The 19,791-nt window shown below is 27.8% G+C and carries 15 protein-coding genes and 1 tRNA gene; 5 read left to right on the top strand and 11 right to left on the bottom strand.

Annotation, left to right across the window (positions count from 1 at the left end; all coding sequences use genetic code 11):
* Positions 1-34: 34 nt before the first annotated feature.
* From JYG23_RS14045 to JYG23_RS14035, 3 genes are all read right to left on the bottom strand, one after another.
* Positions 35-3,142, bottom strand: coding sequence for a hypothetical protein (locus tag JYG23_RS14045; RefSeq protein ID WP_207236302.1), 3,108 nt, complete (start codon positions 3,140-3,142; stop codon positions 35-37).
* Between the two features lie 189 nt (positions 3,143-3,331).
* Positions 3,332-4,267, bottom strand: a complete 936-nt coding sequence (locus JYG23_RS14040; protein WP_207236301.1) for a GTP-binding protein — start codon at positions 4,265-4,267, stop codon at positions 3,332-3,334.
* A 13-nt stretch (positions 4,268-4,280) separates the two neighbouring features.
* Positions 4,281-4,619: a thioredoxin family protein gene (locus tag JYG23_RS14035; RefSeq protein ID WP_207236300.1), complete on the bottom strand. Its 339-nt coding sequence runs from the start codon at positions 4,617-4,619 to the stop codon at positions 4,281-4,283.
* A 481-nt stretch (positions 4,620-5,100) separates the two neighbouring features.
* Here JYG23_RS14035 and JYG23_RS14030 point away from each other — a divergent pair, with 481 nt between their 5' ends.
* Together JYG23_RS14030 and JYG23_RS14025 are read left to right on the top strand one after the other, a co-directional pair.
* Positions 5,101-6,462 carry a short-chain fatty acid transporter gene (locus tag JYG23_RS14030; protein ID WP_207236299.1) on the top strand — a complete coding sequence of 454 codons (1,362 nt, stop codon included), beginning with the start codon at positions 5,101-5,103 and terminating at the stop codon, positions 6,460-6,462.
* 185 nt (positions 6,463-6,647) lie between these two features.
* Entirely contained in the window at positions 6,648-7,103 is a 456-nt protein-coding gene (locus tag JYG23_RS14025; protein WP_207236298.1) for a hypothetical protein, read from the top strand.
* A gap of 6 nt (positions 7,104-7,109) precedes the next feature.
* Here the strand turns inward: JYG23_RS14025 and JYG23_RS14020 are convergent, their stop codons facing one another.
* On the bottom strand, positions 7,110-7,385 hold the full coding sequence (locus JYG23_RS14020; protein WP_207236297.1) for a metalloregulator ArsR/SmtB family transcription factor: 276 nt from the start codon (positions 7,383-7,385) through the stop codon (positions 7,110-7,112).
* A gap of 169 nt (positions 7,386-7,554) precedes the next feature.
* Here JYG23_RS14020 and JYG23_RS14015 point away from each other — a divergent pair, with 169 nt between their 5' ends.
* Entirely contained in the window at positions 7,555-8,079 is a 525-nt protein-coding gene (locus JYG23_RS14015) for a DUF6512 family protein (RefSeq protein ID WP_207236296.1), read from the top strand.
* A gap of 38 nt (positions 8,080-8,117) precedes the next feature.
* On the opposite strand, the gene abc-f is transcribed toward JYG23_RS14015, so the two are convergent.
* The 7 genes from abc-f to JYG23_RS13980 all read right to left on the bottom strand — a co-directional run bounded on the left by abc-f (position 8,118) and on the right by JYG23_RS13980 (position 16,214).
* On the bottom strand, positions 8,118-10,064 hold the full coding sequence (abc-f, locus tag JYG23_RS14010; protein WP_207236295.1) for a ribosomal protection-like ABC-F family protein: 1,947 nt from the start codon (positions 10,062-10,064) through the stop codon (positions 8,118-8,120).
* 197 nt (positions 10,065-10,261) lie between these two features.
* Positions 10,262-11,917 (bottom strand): hydroxylamine reductase, encoded by a 1,656-nt coding sequence (gene hcp, locus JYG23_RS14005; protein ID WP_207236294.1) that lies wholly within the window; start codon positions 11,915-11,917, stop codon positions 10,262-10,264.
* Between the two features lie 126 nt (positions 11,918-12,043).
* The gene (locus tag JYG23_RS14000; RefSeq protein WP_207236293.1) at positions 12,044-12,982 is read right to left on the bottom strand and encodes a hypothetical protein; all 939 of its coding nucleotides are present in this window, start codon (positions 12,980-12,982) and stop codon (positions 12,044-12,046) included.
* Between the two features lie 123 nt (positions 12,983-13,105).
* On the bottom strand, positions 13,106-13,918 hold the full coding sequence (locus JYG23_RS13995) for a glycerophosphodiester phosphodiesterase family protein (protein ID WP_207236292.1): 813 nt from the start codon (positions 13,916-13,918) through the stop codon (positions 13,106-13,108).
* A gap of 356 nt (positions 13,919-14,274) precedes the next feature.
* Positions 14,275-14,625, bottom strand: a complete 351-nt coding sequence (locus JYG23_RS13990) for a thioredoxin family protein (RefSeq protein ID WP_207236291.1) — start codon at positions 14,623-14,625, stop codon at positions 14,275-14,277.
* 80 nt (positions 14,626-14,705) lie between these two features.
* Positions 14,706-15,719, bottom strand: coding sequence for a permease (locus JYG23_RS13985; RefSeq protein WP_207236290.1), 1,014 nt, complete (start codon positions 15,717-15,719; stop codon positions 14,706-14,708).
* Positions 15,720-16,131: 412 nt separating this feature from the next.
* Positions 16,132-16,214 (bottom strand) — tRNA-Leu (locus tag JYG23_RS13980).
* Between the two features lie 179 nt (positions 16,215-16,393).
* Here JYG23_RS13980 and JYG23_RS13975 point away from each other — a divergent pair.
* Together JYG23_RS13975 and JYG23_RS13970 are read left to right on the top strand one after the other, a co-directional pair.
* Positions 16,394-16,969 (top strand): CDP-alcohol phosphatidyltransferase family protein, encoded by a 576-nt coding sequence (locus JYG23_RS13975; protein ID WP_207236289.1) that lies wholly within the window; start codon positions 16,394-16,396, stop codon positions 16,967-16,969.
* Between the two features lie 138 nt (positions 16,970-17,107).
* A complete protein-coding gene (locus JYG23_RS13970; RefSeq protein ID WP_207236288.1) occupies positions 17,108-19,747 on the top strand; it encodes an ABC transporter ATP-binding protein/permease in 2,640 nt (879 codons plus the stop codon).
* The last annotated feature ends 44 nt before the right edge of the window (positions 19,748-19,791 follow it).

Below are 19,791 nucleotides of genomic sequence, written 5' to 3'. Positions count from 1 at the left end.
TAGATTAAAATACATAATTCTAGTCGTTGACATATTAATTACCAAAGAAACTTTCTTCAAAATAATATTCTTTTCCAGATGAACTACTACATCCTTCTTTAAACTTACGAAAATTCACACGATCAGTATAAACTTCTATATCGAATAGATAAAAACAATTATCACTATCAATTATAGTTCTTTTCATATTAATTAAATTTATGGCTATTAATGAGCGCTCGTCATCATCATGAGTTAAAGTATAACAATTACAGTCTTGTCTTATTTCTTTTATTGGACGTCCTGTTTGATATAATAATATGCCTGATACAGGATTAATAAAATAGTTGTCATATGGACAATCAAGTTCACAGCCTGTAGAAGAAATATCCTTGTTAATTAAATCAACCTCTATAACATCAGCTAACATGTCATTACTTTTTATTGTGACAAATATATGCTCGTCAAATTTCATACAGTAGCAGTCTGCTATCTCTAAAGACTCTTTATCAAATAAATTCATAAGTTTTTCTGTATATATATTTTGGTTAATTATACAGTTATCATTTTCATCATATACCTTTAAATCACCGTTATTTGAAATAAAACATATATATTTACTGTTATTACTTAAAAACATTTTATCAGCTTTCATTGAACATAATTCTGTAATATTTGAACCATCAATTTTCATTACTAAATTGTCAGTATCATTATTATTTACACAATACAGATATAAAACATGATTTCTTACTTTAGCTAATATATTAGTGCAATCTGAATATACTCTTTCATAATTATCGTTTTCATATTTCCATAATTCGTATATAGGTTTATTTATTTTATCTATGTTATTTATTTTAACTACCTGATAATATGAATTACCTGTTTTATATAGTTCACCCAGCTCAATATCTTCAATTTTAATAGTGTTATTAGATTTAGAGACTATTTGGTCTTTGATATTAGAAATAACTGTTACTCTGCCTTTATCTATGTAATCACTTATATCTATCTCAAGCTCTATAGGCTCTCCGCCATATCTACTTTGATTAAATGTAATTATATTATTATCTTGATTCCAAGATTGATATATAATCACATCTGATAGATAAAACTTTTCATTTGTTCTAAAATTATATAAATAACGATTGTATTTTTTATTCATATATAAATGTTCGTAATATCCATCCGCATCTCCAGTAAATACAGAATCATCATAAAGAATATAGGATGAGTCTTTATTTATAGTCTTTTCAAGAAATAGCTTGATACTACCTAATGAAGTAACCTTTTTTTTGTCCAAATCTACACGATATATATCTGCCCGTGGGAATGTTGTCGGACCCGGCAAAATATAAATAGTGTTAAAATCCTTATCCCACCAGTATGATAATAAATCACCAACTGTTACATGCCAAAATGTATCAATATCATCAGTGCCCTCATAATTATAATTAATTATCATTTTGTTATTTTCAAGTACAGCAAATGATTCATCAGTATTATATATTAAAGTATATTTACCATTAGGACTTTTTGAAAAACCTGTGTATTTAGCTTCATAGAGAATATTATTATCTTCATCAAGCTTTACAATATACCCTTTTCTATCTTGAATCATAAGGTATTTTTCGCTTGAATCTAACTTAATATTATATATACTAAACCTAAACTGATTGTACAATAATCTCTTGCATTTTCCATTTTCATATTTCCATAATTCTAAAGAAAAATTATTATGAGAACAGTCAGTATTATTGTTAATATTTTCGTATTTATTTGATTCAATTTCATAGTTTGGTATTTCAACTACTACATAGCTAACATCATCGAAATCTTGTGAAAATATGCAATTTGATGAAATATTATATTTATCATCTATATATTTAGAAATACACTCTGAAGCTTTAGAATTGACTTTATTTTCTGCGGTATAGCCATCTCCAGAAATTTCACAATATACTAAATTATCATTACTTTGTATTTTGGTTATTTCTAAAGTCTTAATTTCATCTGATTCTTTATTATAATACTCTATTCTTCCATCATTTAAAAAACTATAATAATACTCATTATTTTTATTTGTATCTATTTTATCTATTTTATACATTTGACCAGTATAAATATTTCTGAGATATAAATATTTATCATAGTTATCGTATACATGCGGAATTCTATTATTTGAATAGGTTAAGAAGTTAAAATCATTATCATCATTTTCATATTGATCATAATTTGGATAAGCATTGCTTGTCACATATAAAACATTACCACTTTCACTATCAAATTTATAATTTTCTTTTCCGTAAAATCCACATTGCTCAAAATAATAAGTTTTAGTACTAAAATCAGTTAAGTTTATTTTATGAAATACATCTTTATAAGTGTTCCATGATGATGCTACCATTACATCTTTGTCATCCTGAGTAAAATATAAATCATAAACAATTTGCAATTCAGATACTTTTTCTTGGGAATATTCATCATTTTTCTTGTCAAATTCGATTTTGTATATACGTTCATTTTTATCAAATATAGTTAAATTTTTATTAAATAATATAGCATAGTACTTATTTGTATTACCAAAATTCACTTCTCCGTTATTAAATCTATAACGATTCTTCAGAGAATTTGTTTCATTAAAGTTAATAATAGAAACATTCTTTTTATAATCAGCATTGCTATCTTCAAAATATATATATATAAACTCATCATTCAAGTAAAGTTCTATTTTATCTTTGTCTAATATTAAGTCTATATTATCTTCATCTTTATAAGTAAAAAGCTTTTGGTTGCCATTTTCCTTTTCCTGTGCAACTACATAATATGTTTCGTTATCATTAGTCTGCATATCTAAAATAGTTAAATCAATATTATTATTTATTTTTACTAAGTCCTTTTTTATATCACTACATTTTTCCTCATACTCAATATCCTGTTTATCCTCATTTTCAATCTTTTGGTTACCCTCATGCTCAATCTTCTGTTTACCCTCATCTTTATCAGAATTTGTAGTATTATTATTTTTTACAACATTTTGAAATTCATCATTATTTAGTTCTTGGTTATTAGCTACATTACTTTTACATGATGTAAAAATAAGAGTTAATAGTAAAAGACTCAAAAATCCTATTAATTTCTTATTAGATTTATATATCAATTAAATCACCCCCTACTTTATTGTCTACATTATACCATAAATATATATTTTTATAAATATTTGTAATTTAATTTGACTCAAAAAAATAGAGCTAATTCTTGCTCTACTTATTTTTGTAAAGTAAATTGCGAATAAGTAAAAAGCTCAGAACAATTAATGTTCTGAGCTTTGCTTATTTAAACTATTCTTTTAGTTTTTAATTTCTACTTTATCTCCAACTGTTTCTTCCCAAGTCGTAAACAGAGTCTTAATGATTGCTGGGCCAACTTTACTAATTACAACCATTTCAGAATGTTGCTTTTGTTCACATGGCTTGTAGTCTATTTGGTCTCCTACTACATCAACCTGATTCCACTCACCGTCTATATCAAAGAAACCTTTTAACCTATAGCAATGTTTTTTTATTATGTTTAAAAAACTGTTCAATTTTTCTTTTTCTATACTTTTATAATAATTTAAAATCAAAGTTTTAGGCTTGTTTTGTACTGAATTTGTTGTTTCTTCGCACTCAGCCCATTTGTATAGAAGTAAATCTTTAGTTAAAAAATCATAATTTAATTTTCCAAAGGATGTTTTTTCAATTTCACAAACAGGATTAACCACTCTTACACTCTTTATCAAATCCTCGATTTTATTATCATCTACCAAGTCAATTTTATTGATTATTGCCATATTGCAGTGTTTTAATTGTCTATTTACTGTTTCTATGTCATTTAATTGTTCTTCGAAATTCACAGCATCTATAAGACAAATAGCTCCTTTAAATTCATAAGCACCGCCAGATAATGCTTCTACACCTTTTAGTATTTCCTCAATATTAGAAGGATCAGCTAATCCTGAACTTTCTACAAATAGATATTTCAGATTTTGCTTGGACATTTCAGCAAGCGCTTGAACAAATGATAACTTTAAACAAGAGCAAAATATTGAGCCTTTGTTTATCTCGACCATTTCAATGTTATCTTTTCTAATGATATCTCCATCAATACCTAACTTTCCAAATTCATTTTGGATAACTCCAACTCGTTCTTCTTTTAGTGCATCTAATATATTTAGAAGAACTGTAGTTTTGCCTGAACCTAAAAATCCAGTTAGAACATATAAATTTATTTTTTCATTTGCCATTTTACACCTCGTGCTATATATATTTTTTTAATATTTCTTCTACTTCTTGTTTTTTAAGAACTCTTCCAAGAGAAACAACCTTTTCATTTACTACAAGAGCAGGTGAACTCATAACACCATATTTCACAATTTCCACCAAATCCTCTACATGTTCAACAGTTGCATTTATATTTAATTCCTTTATGGCTTCATCTGTATTATTTTTCAAATCATCACACTTGTCACAGCCACTTCCTAATATCTTTATTGATAAACAACTTGTAGAATTTGATTTATTTATATTTTCTGATACATTTTCACCTGTACTTTTTTTTTCAGTGCTTTTTTCTTTTTTTAAATTGAATATCGACATTTTAACCTCCACAATTATATAAATTATGTTTTCCTCTTTAAGATAATTTTATTATATTATTCACATTGACAATTGTCAATATGAAATTTTTATATTTTATCTTTCTTACTGTGTTTATTAATATTAAGTTCTATATGAACATAAATATAAAAGTCGCTATCGTTAATATATATTTTAACAATTGCAACTTTTGTATTATAAAATAAGTTTATTTAATAAGGTTAATAAGATAAATCTTATATTTATATTATCTTATTTTTATTCTATTTAATTTTTTATAAGTTGTTTAAGAAAAGTTAAAGATTACATTGACATTTTTTTAACATATGGTATACTTATTACGAAGTTGAATATTTGTTGATATATCAAGTATATTTTATGTTTTAATGTTAAATTTTTGCATTTATTTATATATGTTTTTTACTTGTATATGTTAATATTTTTTCAATTTACATAAAAGAAACCAATGGAGGACATAATTATGTTTAAAAAATTTACAAACGGATGTGTATCCGTAATGAACAAGTTCTTGCCAGATCCATTTATATTTGCGATTATATTAACTATCGTGGTTTTTGTAGCTGGTATAATTTTTACAGGTCAAGGTCCACTAGCAATGCTTTTAAACTGGGCTGGAGGCTTCTGGGGACTATTAGCATTCTCAATGCAAATGGCTTTGGTACTAGTTCTTGGTAACACAATGGCAAAGGCTAACGTATTTCAAAATTTACTAAAAAAAATAGCTTCCCGTGCAAAAACACCTGGTAGAGCTATCATGTTAACAGCAGTAGTATCTATTATTTGCTGTTGGATAAATTGGGGATTCGGATTAGTTATTGGTGCACTTCTAGCAAAAGAAATGGCTAAACAAGTAAAAGGTGTTGATTATAGATTACTTATAGCAACTGCCTATTCAGGATTTGTTGTATGGCATGGTGGTATGTCAGGTTCTATACCACTTAATATTTCTACTGTTACAACATTAGCTGACGGTTCAACTGTTGTAGCTAATACTGGTGGTGCCTTAACAGAAGCAATTTCAACTTCAATGACTATTTTTTCTCCAATGAGCTTAGTTATTTCTGGACTTCTTGTTATTGGAATACCCTTTGTGTGTAGAGCAATGATGCCCGATAAAGAACATACAATAGAAGTTGACCCTGCTTTACTAGTAGAAGAAAAAGAAAAAGTATATGAAATAAAGACTCCTGCTGACAAGATAGAACATAGCAAAATATTATGGCTTATTACTGTAGCATTTGGTGTTGTTTTCATATTATACAATATATCAAAAAACGGTTTAAATTCATTGAACTTAAACTTTGTAAACTTTATATTCCTTTTTGTAGGAATGATATTACATGGCAATATCAGAAAATATATAGATGCATTTATTGACTCAACAAAAGGTTGTTCTGGTGTTTTACTGCAATTCCCATTCTATGCAGGAATTCAAGGTATGATGACTGGAGCTGCAATTGGTGGAGTTTCATTGGCAGCAGTGATATCTAATGCTTTTGTTAGCATTGCAAATACTACTACATTCCCACTATTCACTTTCCTTTCAGCAGGTATTGTAAACTTCTTTGTACCATCTGGTGGTGGACAATGGGCAGTTCAAGGACCTATAATGATGCCAGCAGCATTAAAGATTGGTGTTTCTCCAGCTAAAACAGCGATGGCAATTGCATGGGGTGATGCATGGACTAACATGATACAACCATTCTGGGCTTTACCAGCATTGGGTATAGCAGGATTATCTGCTAAAGACATCATGGGATATTGTGTAATAACATTATTGTTCTCAGGTGTTATAATTTGTGGATGTTTACTAATTTTTTAAATTAAATATATAACAAAAAAGGTTCTAATCATTACTTCTAATGACTAGAACCTTTTTTTGCTTTAATATATATAAAATATTAGTATTGATAATAAATATATATTTATCGTTTGTCGATAATTATTTGTTGACATTAATTTTATTAAATGATATAGTGAAATTATAAAATATATTTGGAGGTAAGTATGAAAACTTTTTTTAATGAAAAAAAGTATAATATTTCTATGTTGATTAAAATAACATGTGTAACATACACAATTTCTCTAACATTATTCGCAATTTTTCTTTATATTTTTACTAAAGATACAATAAGTTTCAATGCTATAAATACTATTTATATAATTCCGTGCTTTATATATTTTTCATTTGTTTTCATTCCACATGCCATTTGCATAATTAATTTTTATAAAATAACTAAATCAGAAATTTCTACTAACAAAAACGCTGTCAGTAATATCCTAAACAAAATATCAGTAATATTATCTTTAGATTCTCTAATTGTAGTGATAGGTCAATTTATTTTAATAATCCTCTTTAATATCGGTCATGTAGGCTTTGTTATGTTGTCTTTCATATTGTCATTATTTCAGTTTACAATATCACTTGCAATCAAATCAATTGCTAAGTATCTTATTTATTAATGCTTTCTAATCTTTGATTTTATTTACTATATCTATTAATTTTTCGCAACCACTTTTTGATATCGAATAATGTGTCCATTTTCCTTCTTTATAGTTATCTACTATACCCGCATCACATAATACACTCATGTGGTGTGAAAGTGTTGATTGGTTTATATTAAGTTCTTCTAATAATTTGCATGCACATTTTTCACCCGATGACAACATATCCAATATAATTAATCTATTAGGATCAGCCAAAGCTTTGAATTTTTTTGCATTTTTAGTATATTTATTTTCCATTCTAATCACTCTTCCATTTATTTGTTTATATAAATTATACTCAATATATTGAAATACGTCAATATGTTAAATATATTAATATAAATATTTCTCTTTTATTAGGTATTTATTCCAAATTAATGAACATATTATCTAATAAGTATATTAAAATTTGGAGGTATAAATATATATGAAAATAAAAAATATACATATAATAGGTGCTGTTTTCACAATTGTTTTAGGAACTATATTGCATTTTGCTTATTCATGGTCGGGAAGCAATGATGTTGTAGCACTTTTTAGCGCAGTAAATGAAAGTGTCTGGGAACATTTAAAATTATTATTTTTCCCTGTTATAGCATTTGCTATAATAGAATATATTTACTATGGCAGAAATTATAATAATTTTATTTGCGCTAAATTTATATCTGTTCTGATAGGAATGATATTTATAGTAATATCTTTTTACACCTATTCAGGAATTATCGGAAGCAATTTTGTAATCATAGACGTTTTAATTTTTATAATTTCTGTAATAATAACTTATCGCTTAAGTCTAAAAATACTAAATAGTGACAAATATAAATCAAAAAATTGCAACATATTATGTACAATAGGAATTATGTTTTTTATTTCACTATTTTTCACCTTTACATTCAGCCCACCTAAACTTAATCTTTTTATGGATTCACTAACCAAAACCTATGGAGCATAAATAGAAATTAGTTGCAAAATTATATTTTAATTTTGCAACTACTCTAAAAATTGTTGAATTTCTTCATCCTCATACATACAATCTAATTCTTCGTACATTTTATTTAAATTTTCTTTTAAATTAGTATACTTAATATGAATTTCATTTAAATCAATATCTTTTCTATTACTATACAAAAGTTTTTCAGTAGTTTTTAGTTCTTCTTCAGTAGTCATAATAGTATCTTCTAATTTTTTTAAGTCACGTTTTTTCTTTTTAATACGTCTTGCATCTTCTTTTTTCTTTTGATAATCCTCTTTTGATTCCGACACAGTCTTTGTTTCTAAATTAATACAATTATCATTTGCCTCTTTTAATTCTTCAATAACTCTGTTCTTCTGCTCTTTGTATCCTTCGTAATCAAAGTCATATACTTTGAATCTATTATTTTCTATTTCTACAATCCTTGTTGCAACCTTGTCAATAAAGTATCTATCATGCGAAACAAAAATGATTGTTCCATCATAGTTTATCAAATCTTCCTCTAATGACTCTCTTGATTCTATATCTAAGTGATTAGTTGGCTCATCAAGTATCAAAACATTTGATTTTTCATACATGATTGTTAACAGCTTAAGTCTTGTTTTTTCTCCTCCAGAAAGTGTTTTTATTTTTTTATACACATCATCTTCAAAAAATAAAATTTTTGCTAACTCTTTCCTAGCTTCACTTGTGGAAATACCATATTTATATGAAAAGTAATCCACAACTTTGTCTTCTTCATTCTCAAATCTAACATCCTGAGGAAGATAACCTATTTGTATTCTGCTACCTAATTTGATGTTACCTGTATCATAAGACATACTCCCTAAAATCATTTTAATAAGAGTTGATTTTCCAGTACCATTTTCACCTAAAATACACAGACTATCTTTATAAAACACAGTCATTGAAGCATCTGTAAACAATTCTTTATCATCAAAAGATTTACTTACATTGTCAATTACTATAACATCATTTCCGCTTCTGCCCTGAGTAGTTAAGGAAAAACTTTTGATTTTTTTATCTTTAACAGGTCTTTTAATCTCATCCATTTTTGCAAGTCTTTTTTCAAGTTCCTTGGCACGCCTGTACATTTTATCGCTGTCACGCATTTCTCCCCATACACGATAACGATGTATCTGTTCTTCCATCTTATTCACTTTTCTTTGCTGAGCTTCATACTCCTTCATAGCCTGAATAAATTTAAGCTCCTTTTGAATGACATATTTAGAATAGTTCCCTAAATACACATCAGCGCTATCACTTGTTATTTCAACAATTTTAGTAGCAACATTATCAAGAAAATATCTGTCGTGAGAAATAATGACCACAGTACCTTCATATGTTGATAAATACTGTTCTAACCACTCAACCGACTTTATATCAAGATGATTAGATGGCTCATCAAGTAAAAGAATATCCGGGTTTTCTAATAATATTTTACCTAACACTATTCTTGTCTTTTCTCCACCGCTAAGAAGTTTAAATTTACTGTTTAATAAGTTCTGAGCTATATTCAAACCAGCTATAACCTTATTAAATTTTTCTTTTAATCTATATCCGCCCTTAAGTTCATATTCGTCCTGTATTGCACTAAATTTTTTCACAAGTATGTCTAATTCATTACCAAAATGCTTAGAAAACTCATTCTGCAAGTTTTCCATTTCCTTTTCCAGACAATAGACATCTCTAAATGCTTCATGCAAAATATCAATAGCCAAAACATCTTCACTATAATTTGGAACCTGCTCTAAATAGCCAATTTTTAAACCTTTTCTAATACTAACTTGGCCATTAGAAGCATCCTCATCACCATATATAATTTTCATAAGTGTAGTTTTACCTACACCATTTTTACCTACTATACCAACTCTTTCTTTTTCCTTAATATCAAATGTTATATTTTCAAATATTTTATCAACACCAAAACTTTTTGCTAAATTACTAATTCCAATTTCAATCATTTCAATATCCTTTAAAATATACCTTTATCCTATAATTTTTTTTGCTATATTATAGATAATTATAACATTTATTAATTGATGCAACAACATTTTATTTAATTTATGCTTTCTAAACTACCTTTGAAATGTAGTTTTTTACTCGAAGACACATTTATTACATTTAGACTGATTTTGTAATAGCAAACATTTTTCAAACATTAAACGTTTTGATTTAAACAAGATTTCAAATCATCCTCAGGTGTACTAATTGCTTTAATATTAAAAGTATCAACTAAATACTGCAATACATTAGGAGAAATAAATGCTGGTAGTGAAGGTCCAAGATAGATATCTCTAACTCCTAAAGATAATAATGCCAGTAATACTGCTACAGCCTTTTGTTCATACCAAGAAATAATAAATGATAACGGTAAATGGTTAATATCGGTTTCAAAAGCATCGGAAAGTGCAAGTGCAATTCTTACAGCTGAATAAGCATCATTACATTGACCTACATCCAACAATCTTGGAATACCTTCTATGTCACCAAACTCAAGCTTGTTAAATCTGTATTTTCCACAAGCTAATGTTAAAATTATACAATCCTCAGGAACCATTTTAGCAAAATCAGTATAATAATTTCTTCCAGTACGAGCTCCATCACATCCACCAATCAAAAAGAAATGTTTTATCTTACCTTCTTTAACTAATCTTATTATATCTTCAGCATGTGATAACGTTGCTTTATGTGCAAAACCAACTAATATTTCATGTCTATCCTCATCTTTATCAAATCCACCAAGTTCAAGCGCCTTTTCAATAATAGGAGTAAAATCTTTAGTTCCATCGCTTTTTTGTTCTATATATTGTACTCCATCCCAACCAACTACACTTGTTGTAAATAATCTGTCTTTATAACTTTCTCTTGGTTTCATAAGACAGTTAGTTGTCATGAGTATACAACCAGGTATATCATCAAATTCTTTTTGCTGTTCTTGCCATGCACCACCAAAATTACCAACAAGGTTTTTATACTTTTTAAGGCTTGGGTATCCATGTGCTGGCAGCATTTCACCATGAGTATAAATATTTATACCTTTATCTTTTGTTTGCTCTAAAAGCATTTCTAAATCATGTAAATTATGTCCCGATACAATGATAAAAGGACCTTTTTTAACATGTACATTAACTTTATTAGGTTCTGGATTTTCATACTTTGTAGTATGCGCCTCATCTAAAACTTTCATTACTTCAACTGCTATCTCACCTGTTCTTATTGTCATTCTAATCATATCTTCGAGACTTAAAGTATCATCAGTAGTTGATTTTAATGCCTTATAAAAGAAATTATTTACTTGCTCATTTTGAAACCCCAAATCTCTTGCTTCTTGTGCATATGCACTAACTCCCTTTAATCCATAAATTATGGTTGAACGGAGCGACCTAATATCAGCATCTAAATTTTGATTATACATAATTCCTGCTTTTTCAGCATCTTTTAACATATCTGATTTTGCAGAAGATAAATTATAGGTTGCTTCCTCTGGATAGCAGGCATTCTTGTCAGCCTTTTCCCTAAGATTATCTTTGATTTCTTGTGATTTTTCTAAAAGCTTAACGTGAACCTCTGCATCAAAATTTACATTTGTTAGAGTTGTAAAAAGAACATCTTCTACAAATTTAATAATATATTCATCTACTTTTTCTTTTTTTTCTAACAAGTTATCAGCGTAACAACTAATACCTTTTAATTGATATATCAATAAATCTTGAAGTGCAGCTATTTCAGGTGTTTTACCACACACACCCATTTTGGTACAACCTTTACCTCCTGCAGTTTGTTCACATTGATAACAAAACATTGGATTTTGCATTTAAATACCACCTTTTTTATAATTAGTAGTATTGTTTCGAATATATATAAATATATACAAAATCACCTATACTAAATAATTCTTAATTATATCTAAATTTAATCTATAAAATACAAAATGATTGTATTAAATTATACAATCATCCTTGATATTATATGAAAATGATATTTCATTGTATTTTTCATTTGAATCATCTAAAAGTGAAATGCTCTTAAAATTCTTAATCAAAATCTTTTTACAGTATAAATAATTATAAACATCAATAAGATTATTTTCTTCATTTTTAATTTCATAAGTATCATATAAATAATTATTTATTTCAGAAACTGTTTTATCTTGTTGTTGCGTCATCATCCACTTTATAAGTGGGTTGAAAATTTTTTTATACCTTTTAGTTAAGTAATCATTACACTTAATGAGTTTGTTTTGAAGACTCATAATTTGTATTTTACTATTTATTAAATCTATATATAAACTGTAAAAACAATCATGATTTAATTTTATCGCTTGGTCCTCAACATATTCATTATTGTATTGATTTGCCATTGCAACCTCTATTTTAGCTAAATGGTTAACAAGTCTTGATATTATGCTATATCCTAAAACAAGATTTTGCTTGTGTTTTAATATCTTTTCTGCTTTTCTTAAACATGAAACAGCATAACAACCTTCTCTTAATAATACTTTTATCTTTTCTTCTTCTGCAAGACTTGTTCTATTGACACATAATCTTTCTATATCATTATCTACACAATAATACAGCTTGCATTTATGAAGCACAGTATTGTAAAAATTTTTGTGTTGATTGCTACTTAACATATATAACAAAAAATCTTTTGCAAATACTTCAATATTTAAAACCACGTCATCCTCTTCTATTGAGTACTGATCTTTATCCTTTATATTTTGCATATCGGTTATAACCCATATGTTCAAATTTGATTTTTTCCACAATTCAGAACTCGCATAACTACCATAGACTATTATCGCCTTAACGCAACAACTATCTATGACTTTGTTTTTGAAATTATTTAAGATAGTACTGTATTTTTTATTGATCTCCACACTATTTTATTTATACATTAGTAGTATAAATATAACACCACCTTATATATTATTTTTACCCTTAATATATTTTAGTATGTTTTTTCTGTAATGTCAATTTTTTCATAATATTTTTTTAGTTATCTATTTAGGAATAAAATCTTGAAATATAAATACATTATAGTAATTTCTACTATCATTCAACTCAGATTGATTTTTAACAGTCCATGCAAAACCTGATATATTATAAATTTTAGTACAAACCAAAAATGATATGTTTTTTTTGTAATCTATATTATAAGCTATAAAATCAGGTTTTGTTACAATATTAAACAATAAAAAGGTTAATAAGAAATTTCTAAATCTATTGCCTGAAACATTATCATTTTTATAATTTGTAGATAGTTGACCACGTATTACATTGGACTTATGCTTTTTATACCAAAGTAAAACAAGTGGATTGAATGATTCTATGCAATATTTTCCTTTATATTTATCTAAAACACGAGATATAATTTCTGTTTCCTTAAATGCATTGGTTATAGATTTTATTTCTACTACTAATGATACCTGACCATTAACTAAATTTAAAACATCTTCTAAACTAGGTATCTTTTCATTAGTATTGTACACATTTACGTTTTTTATTTCATTAAATGTAATTTCACATATTTTTTTATCAATACCCGCAATTCTTTTTAAATCATCATCATGACAAACAATACATTTTAAGTCCTTTGTTACATGAACATCAAGCTCAATTCCATATCCATTTTCAATAGCTTTTTTAAATGCTAACATTGTGTTCTCAGGTGCTTCAGATTTGTCGTCGAAAAAACCTCTATGTGCATATAAGTTTTCATTAAAACTAAGTGTTTCTTTCTTCCTACTTAGATTAGGGCAAACTAAAATAAAATATAGTAGCAATAGTGCTATCAAAATTATACATACTATCATTGCATTACTCCTCACTAAAATATTTAAATACTATACATAATTATAGTATTTAAATATTTGTATTGCAATATGCTTTTAGTTATTTCATATTGGTTATGAGTTCTTTGTCTATATTGTTTACTATTTCCAACACGATAAAACGCTAACTTTTTTACAGAACAGCGTCTTAAAAATTCTTTATCTCCTCTTTTATTTGAATTTAGGATAAACCAAAACAGCCTCTCTGCTGAAAGGCTGTTTTTGCACTATTAAATTATATGGTTACTTTATTGTTCTAAATATTTTGGTTACTTAAAACAAATATTCATAATTTCTATTAAATGATTGTTTTTTAATATTTTCCAATAATATCTACATTAATCTCTAAGTTTTTTCAAAATATCTATAACTTCATCTTTCTTTAAAACTTTCCCAAAAGATACAACCTTTCCACCTATAACAAGTGCAGGTGTAGTCATTACACCATATGAAGCAATTTGTGTAAAATCAGTTACATGATCGATGGAGGTATCCATGCCAAGTTCTATCAAAGCTTTTTTTGTTGCCTCTTCTAGCTGATTGCATTTTGCACATCCACCTCCAAGAACCTTAACAAATGCGCCATCTTTTTTTCCCACTTCTGCTAACATCATTGTTTCGGCACTACTATTACCACTACAACAACAGCCACTTTTTTCTTTCTTTTTAACAAAATCAAACAATGCCATAATTAAATCCTCCTTTAAATTTTCTTTTTAAAATCCTTGTAACTACTAGATACTAGTTTTTATCTATGTTATTTTACTACTTAAATAAATAAGAATGTAAATGTGTTAAAGAAGTACCCAATAAGTATAATTCCGATTGCTACAATACCGATAAATACTGCTAGCAACTTTGGTTTTACTGCCTTGCGAAGCATAATCATAGATGGTAAAGATAGTGCAGTAACTGCCATCATAAAAGATAAAATTGTTCCCAGTCCTGCGCCCTTTGCAAACAAGCTTTCAGCAACAGGAATTGTGCCAAAAATATCAGCATACATTGGAATACCAACAAGTGTAGCAAGTATAACTGAGAACGGATTATTACTACCAAGTATTGTTTCAATCCATACCTGTGGAATAACATTATGGATAACAGCACCAATACCGACACCTATAAAAATATATAGCGCAACTTTCTTGATGGTTGCAAGCACTTGCTCTTTTGCATACATGCGACGTTCATGTTTTGTAAGGTCAGGACTTTCAATATCCACACTTCCAGCTGATTTAATAAAATCTTCCACGTATTTTTCCATTCCAAATTTTTGTATAAGTGTACCACCAATAACGGCAAGAATAAGACCAATCACTACATAAGCAACAGCAATTTTTGCTCCAAATATACTCATAAGTAAAATAAGAGAGCCTAGGTCAACCATTGGTGATGAAATAAGAAATGAAAATGTAACTCCAACAGGAAGTCCTGCACCACTAAAACCAATAAAAAGTGGAATTGACGAACAAGAGCAGAATGGAGTTACCGTACCAAGTAATGCGGCAAGAATATTTGCCGTAATGCCATGAAAGCGACCAAGAATTTTCTTTGTTCGTTCTGGTGGAAAATAACTCTGAATATATGAAATTACAAAAATAAGAACCGATAACAAGATAAAAATCTTGATAGTATCATAAATAAAAAACTGCAGGCTACTACCCAAAATTTTGTTAAGGTCAAGTCCAACCGCAGAAAGTCCTTTACCTATAAGGGTATTAATCCATTTCATTCCAAGAATTTGGTTTTGAAAAAACAACCATATATTTTCTAATATTTGCATAAAATCTTCTCCTTTTTAATTCGTATCATATCTACTTTAATCGATATGACATATTATATATTACAAATCGAAAAACGTCAATATGTTTTTATTTTAAATATATTTATTCGACAATATAACTCAACTATTGATAATATATTACTTTAATGCTAGCATTATACTAACTTTCGTATCAAAATGAGAATTGTTTAATAATACTGCTAATAGTCACTTTTATATAATTATAGTCTTAAAATCTACAAATTATACAAATGATGAAATAGGCAGACTTTCCTAAATTTAAAAAACACATCTGCTACAATAAAAAAGCTACATTGGAAAATTTTCTGAACATTAGCTCAGATTTCATCTGGAAACGTAGTCCCTTTATTTTTAAGTACAAAAAAACAGTCTTTCGACTGTTTTTTCTCTTTGGTACGGGTAAAGGGACTTGAACCCCCACGGTCTCCCACTAGATCCTAAGTCTAGCGCGTCTGCCAATTCCGCCATACCCGCATGTCTTTTTTATTACTTGCTTATTATACACAAACTTGTTTGCTGTGTCAACTGTTTTTTCTTTTTTCGACATTTTTTTAATAAATTAATTTTTTATGTTATAATTATTATATTGTCATTTATAACAAATTTATATATAATTATAATATTAATACATATTATAAAGGAAAGGTCAATTTATGAATACTATTAAAAAGAAAGAAATATTTTCTATACCTAATATAATGGGTTATTTTCGTATACTTCTTATACCCATTTTTATAATAACTTATTTAAAATCGAACTCATATAAAGGTTATTTTGCAGCAGCAACTATAATTGGAATTTCTGGTCTTACTGATTTATTTGATGGATTTATTGCTAGAAAATACAACATGATAACAGAGTTAGGAATATTTATTGACCCACTTGCTGATAAACTCACACAAGGAGCTGTTATTGTTTGTCTTGCACTTAAATTTAAACTTATGCGAATATTGATTGTAATATTTATACTTAAAGAAGGATTTATGGCCATAATGGGTTTGATAATGCTCAAAAAATACAATAAAAAGCTTGATGGAGCAAAATGGTTTGGTAAAGTCTGTACTGCTCTATTTGATTCTGTAACTTTTTTATTAATACTAATTCCAAATATTCCATCAACAATTCGTAATATACTAATAACAACTTGCGCCATTGTAATGCTTTGTACTTTAGTTTTATATGCCCAAGTGTTTATTAAAATGAAAAAACAAACAAGTGATGCTATTTGATGATTTTATTGCATAAATTCACCTTATGAATTTCGATTATGTAACAATTATTTTTATTGATATTATGTTATAATACGAAGATAATATATCTTATAAGAACATGAAATTAATTATTAAAAAATTAAGGAGAAAAATTACGTGATAAAACTGAGCAGCATTAGGAAAGAGTATACAATTGCAGACACAAAGGTTCAAGCGTTAAAAGGTATAAACATAGAATTTAGACAAAACGAATTTGTTTCCATAGTTGGACCATCTGGTTGTGGAAAAACTACTTTACTCAATATAATTGGTGGACTTGACCATTATACAGACGGTGATTTGTCCATAGAAGGTAGATCTACTAAGGACTTTAAAGAAAATGATTGGGACTCATATAGAAATCATTCAGTTGGATTTGTATTTCAATCATATAATCTAATCCCTCATCAGACGGTTTTATCAAATGTTGAATTAGCATTGACTTTATCTGGTGTTTCCAAGTCGGAAAGAAAAAAACGTGCAACTGATGTACTGAGAAAAGTAGGATTAGGTGACCAATTAAAGAAAAAACCAAATCAAATGTCCGGTGGTCAAATGCAAAGGGTTGCTATTGCAAGAGCATTAGTAAACAATCCAGAAATATTACTTGCTGATGAACCAACTGGTGCACTTGATAGTGAAACCAGTATTCAAATTATGGATTTGTTAAAAGGAATAGCAAATGACAGACTTGTTATAATGGTCACACATAATCCTGAATTAGCAGAAAATTATTCTACTCGTATTATTAAACTTCTAGACGGAAATATAATAAACGATACTAGTCCTTATGAGGAAAATAAACTAACGGAAAACAAAGTAACTAAGAAGGAAAGAAAACCTTCTATGTCATTAAAAACAGCTTTATCTCTAAGTTTTAACAATTTACTTAGTAAAAAGGCTCGTACTTTTTTAACTGCTTTTGCTGGGAGTATTGGCATCATAGGCATTGCCTTAATTATGTCCCTTCAAACTGGTGTACAAAACTACATATCAACTGTTGAAGAAGATACTTTAGCATCATATCCAATAACTATTGCTAGTCAATCTATGGATATGTCATCAATGATGTCAATGATGATGAAAACAAGTGAAAAGGAAGGTCATGACCTTGAAAAAATATATTCAAATAACATCATGACTAATATGCTAAAATCATTAACAACTCAAGCACAAAAAAATGATTTAGCTGCATTTAAAAAGTATATTGAAAATGAAAATAATAGCATATACGATATAACCAATGATGTTAAATATGGATATGATTTAGCTTTACAAATTTTTAATTCTAATTATGATAAAGAAATAATTCAAGTTAATCCAAGTACTTTACTTGATGATATTGGATTTAGCACACCTATGCCTCCAATGGTTAACATGGGTTTAATGCCTAAAGAAGCATTTCCATCACCGTCAAATATCAACGTCTTTGACGAAATGTTAGATAATAAAGATTTGTTACATTCTCAATACGACGTTTTAGCTGGAAAATGGCCAGAAAATTACGACGAACTGGTTATGGTTATAGATGAAAACAATGAGATTAACGATATGACTCTATACTCGTTAGGGTTAATGAATCAACAAGAAGTTAAAGATATGATGAATTCAATTAGAGAAGGAAAAGAAATAGAAAGCACTACTGAAATAACATCATATACTTATGAAAATATTTTAAATACTTCTTTTAAACTGTTATTAAATACAGATTATTTTAATAAAGATAAAAATGGTCAATGGAAGAATAATAGCAACAATACCATATATATGACAGGTAAACTCGATACTGCTACTGATTTAAAAATAGTTGGTATCGTCAGACCAAATGAAAATGCCATTTCGACTTCCATTTCAGGTACAATTGGATACACTAAAGATTTAACTGAATTTACCATAAACAAAATTAATGAAAGCGAAATTGTTAAAGAACAGCTTGCTAATCCTAATACTGATATTTTCACAGGAATTAATTTTGATGATAATGAAATACCTATTACAATGGATGATGTTAATATGTATATCAGTACTTTGCCACAAGAGGAACAAATGCAAATTCAAATGATGGTACAAACAAAATCCGAAGAAGAAATTTTAAATATATTTGCTAAACAAATGGGCTTTGATTTAACAAATGCTACTTATGAGGGTAATTTATCTTTGCTTGGATCAGTTTCATTGGATAATCCAAGTACAATAAATATTTATCCGAATAGCTTTGAAAATAAAGATGCTGTTATTAACTATATAAATGATTATAACAAAATAAGAACTGAAGCTTCTCAAGAAGAATACAGAATAGGATATACAGATGTTGTTGGAATAATGATGAGCGCTGTAACAACCATTGTTAACACAATCAGCTATGTTCTAATAGCTTTTGTTGCAATATCATTGATTGTATCCTCTATTATGATAGGAATTATAACTTATATTTCAGTTCTTGAAAGAACAAAAGAAATTGGAGTATTAAGAAGTATTGGTGCATCAAAAAGAGATATTTCAACAGTATTTAATGCTGAAACATTAATTGTTGGTTTTATTGCTGGATTAATAGGTATAGGAATAACATTGTTACTTTCAATTCCTATAAATAACATTGTGTACAAAATAACCAATGTAGCAAATATTTCTGCATTGCCAGTTATGGGAGCAGTTATTTTAATACTGATAAGTGTAATACTTACTGTAATAGCTGGACTTATACCATCAAGAATAGCTGCAAAAAAAGACCCTGTTATTGCATTAAGGTCAGAATAGATTGTAAAAGAAAAAGAGAAAAAAGCAAGATTATTTTTATAATC

Origin of the sequence: Sedimentibacter sp. zth1 (assembly GCF_017352195.1) — a bacterium.
Classification (GTDB): Bacteria; Bacillota; Clostridia; order Tissierellales; family Sedimentibacteraceae; genus UBA1535.
The sequence above is the reverse complement of the archived record's forward strand: the minus strand, read 5'-3'. Positions and strand labels throughout refer to the sequence as shown.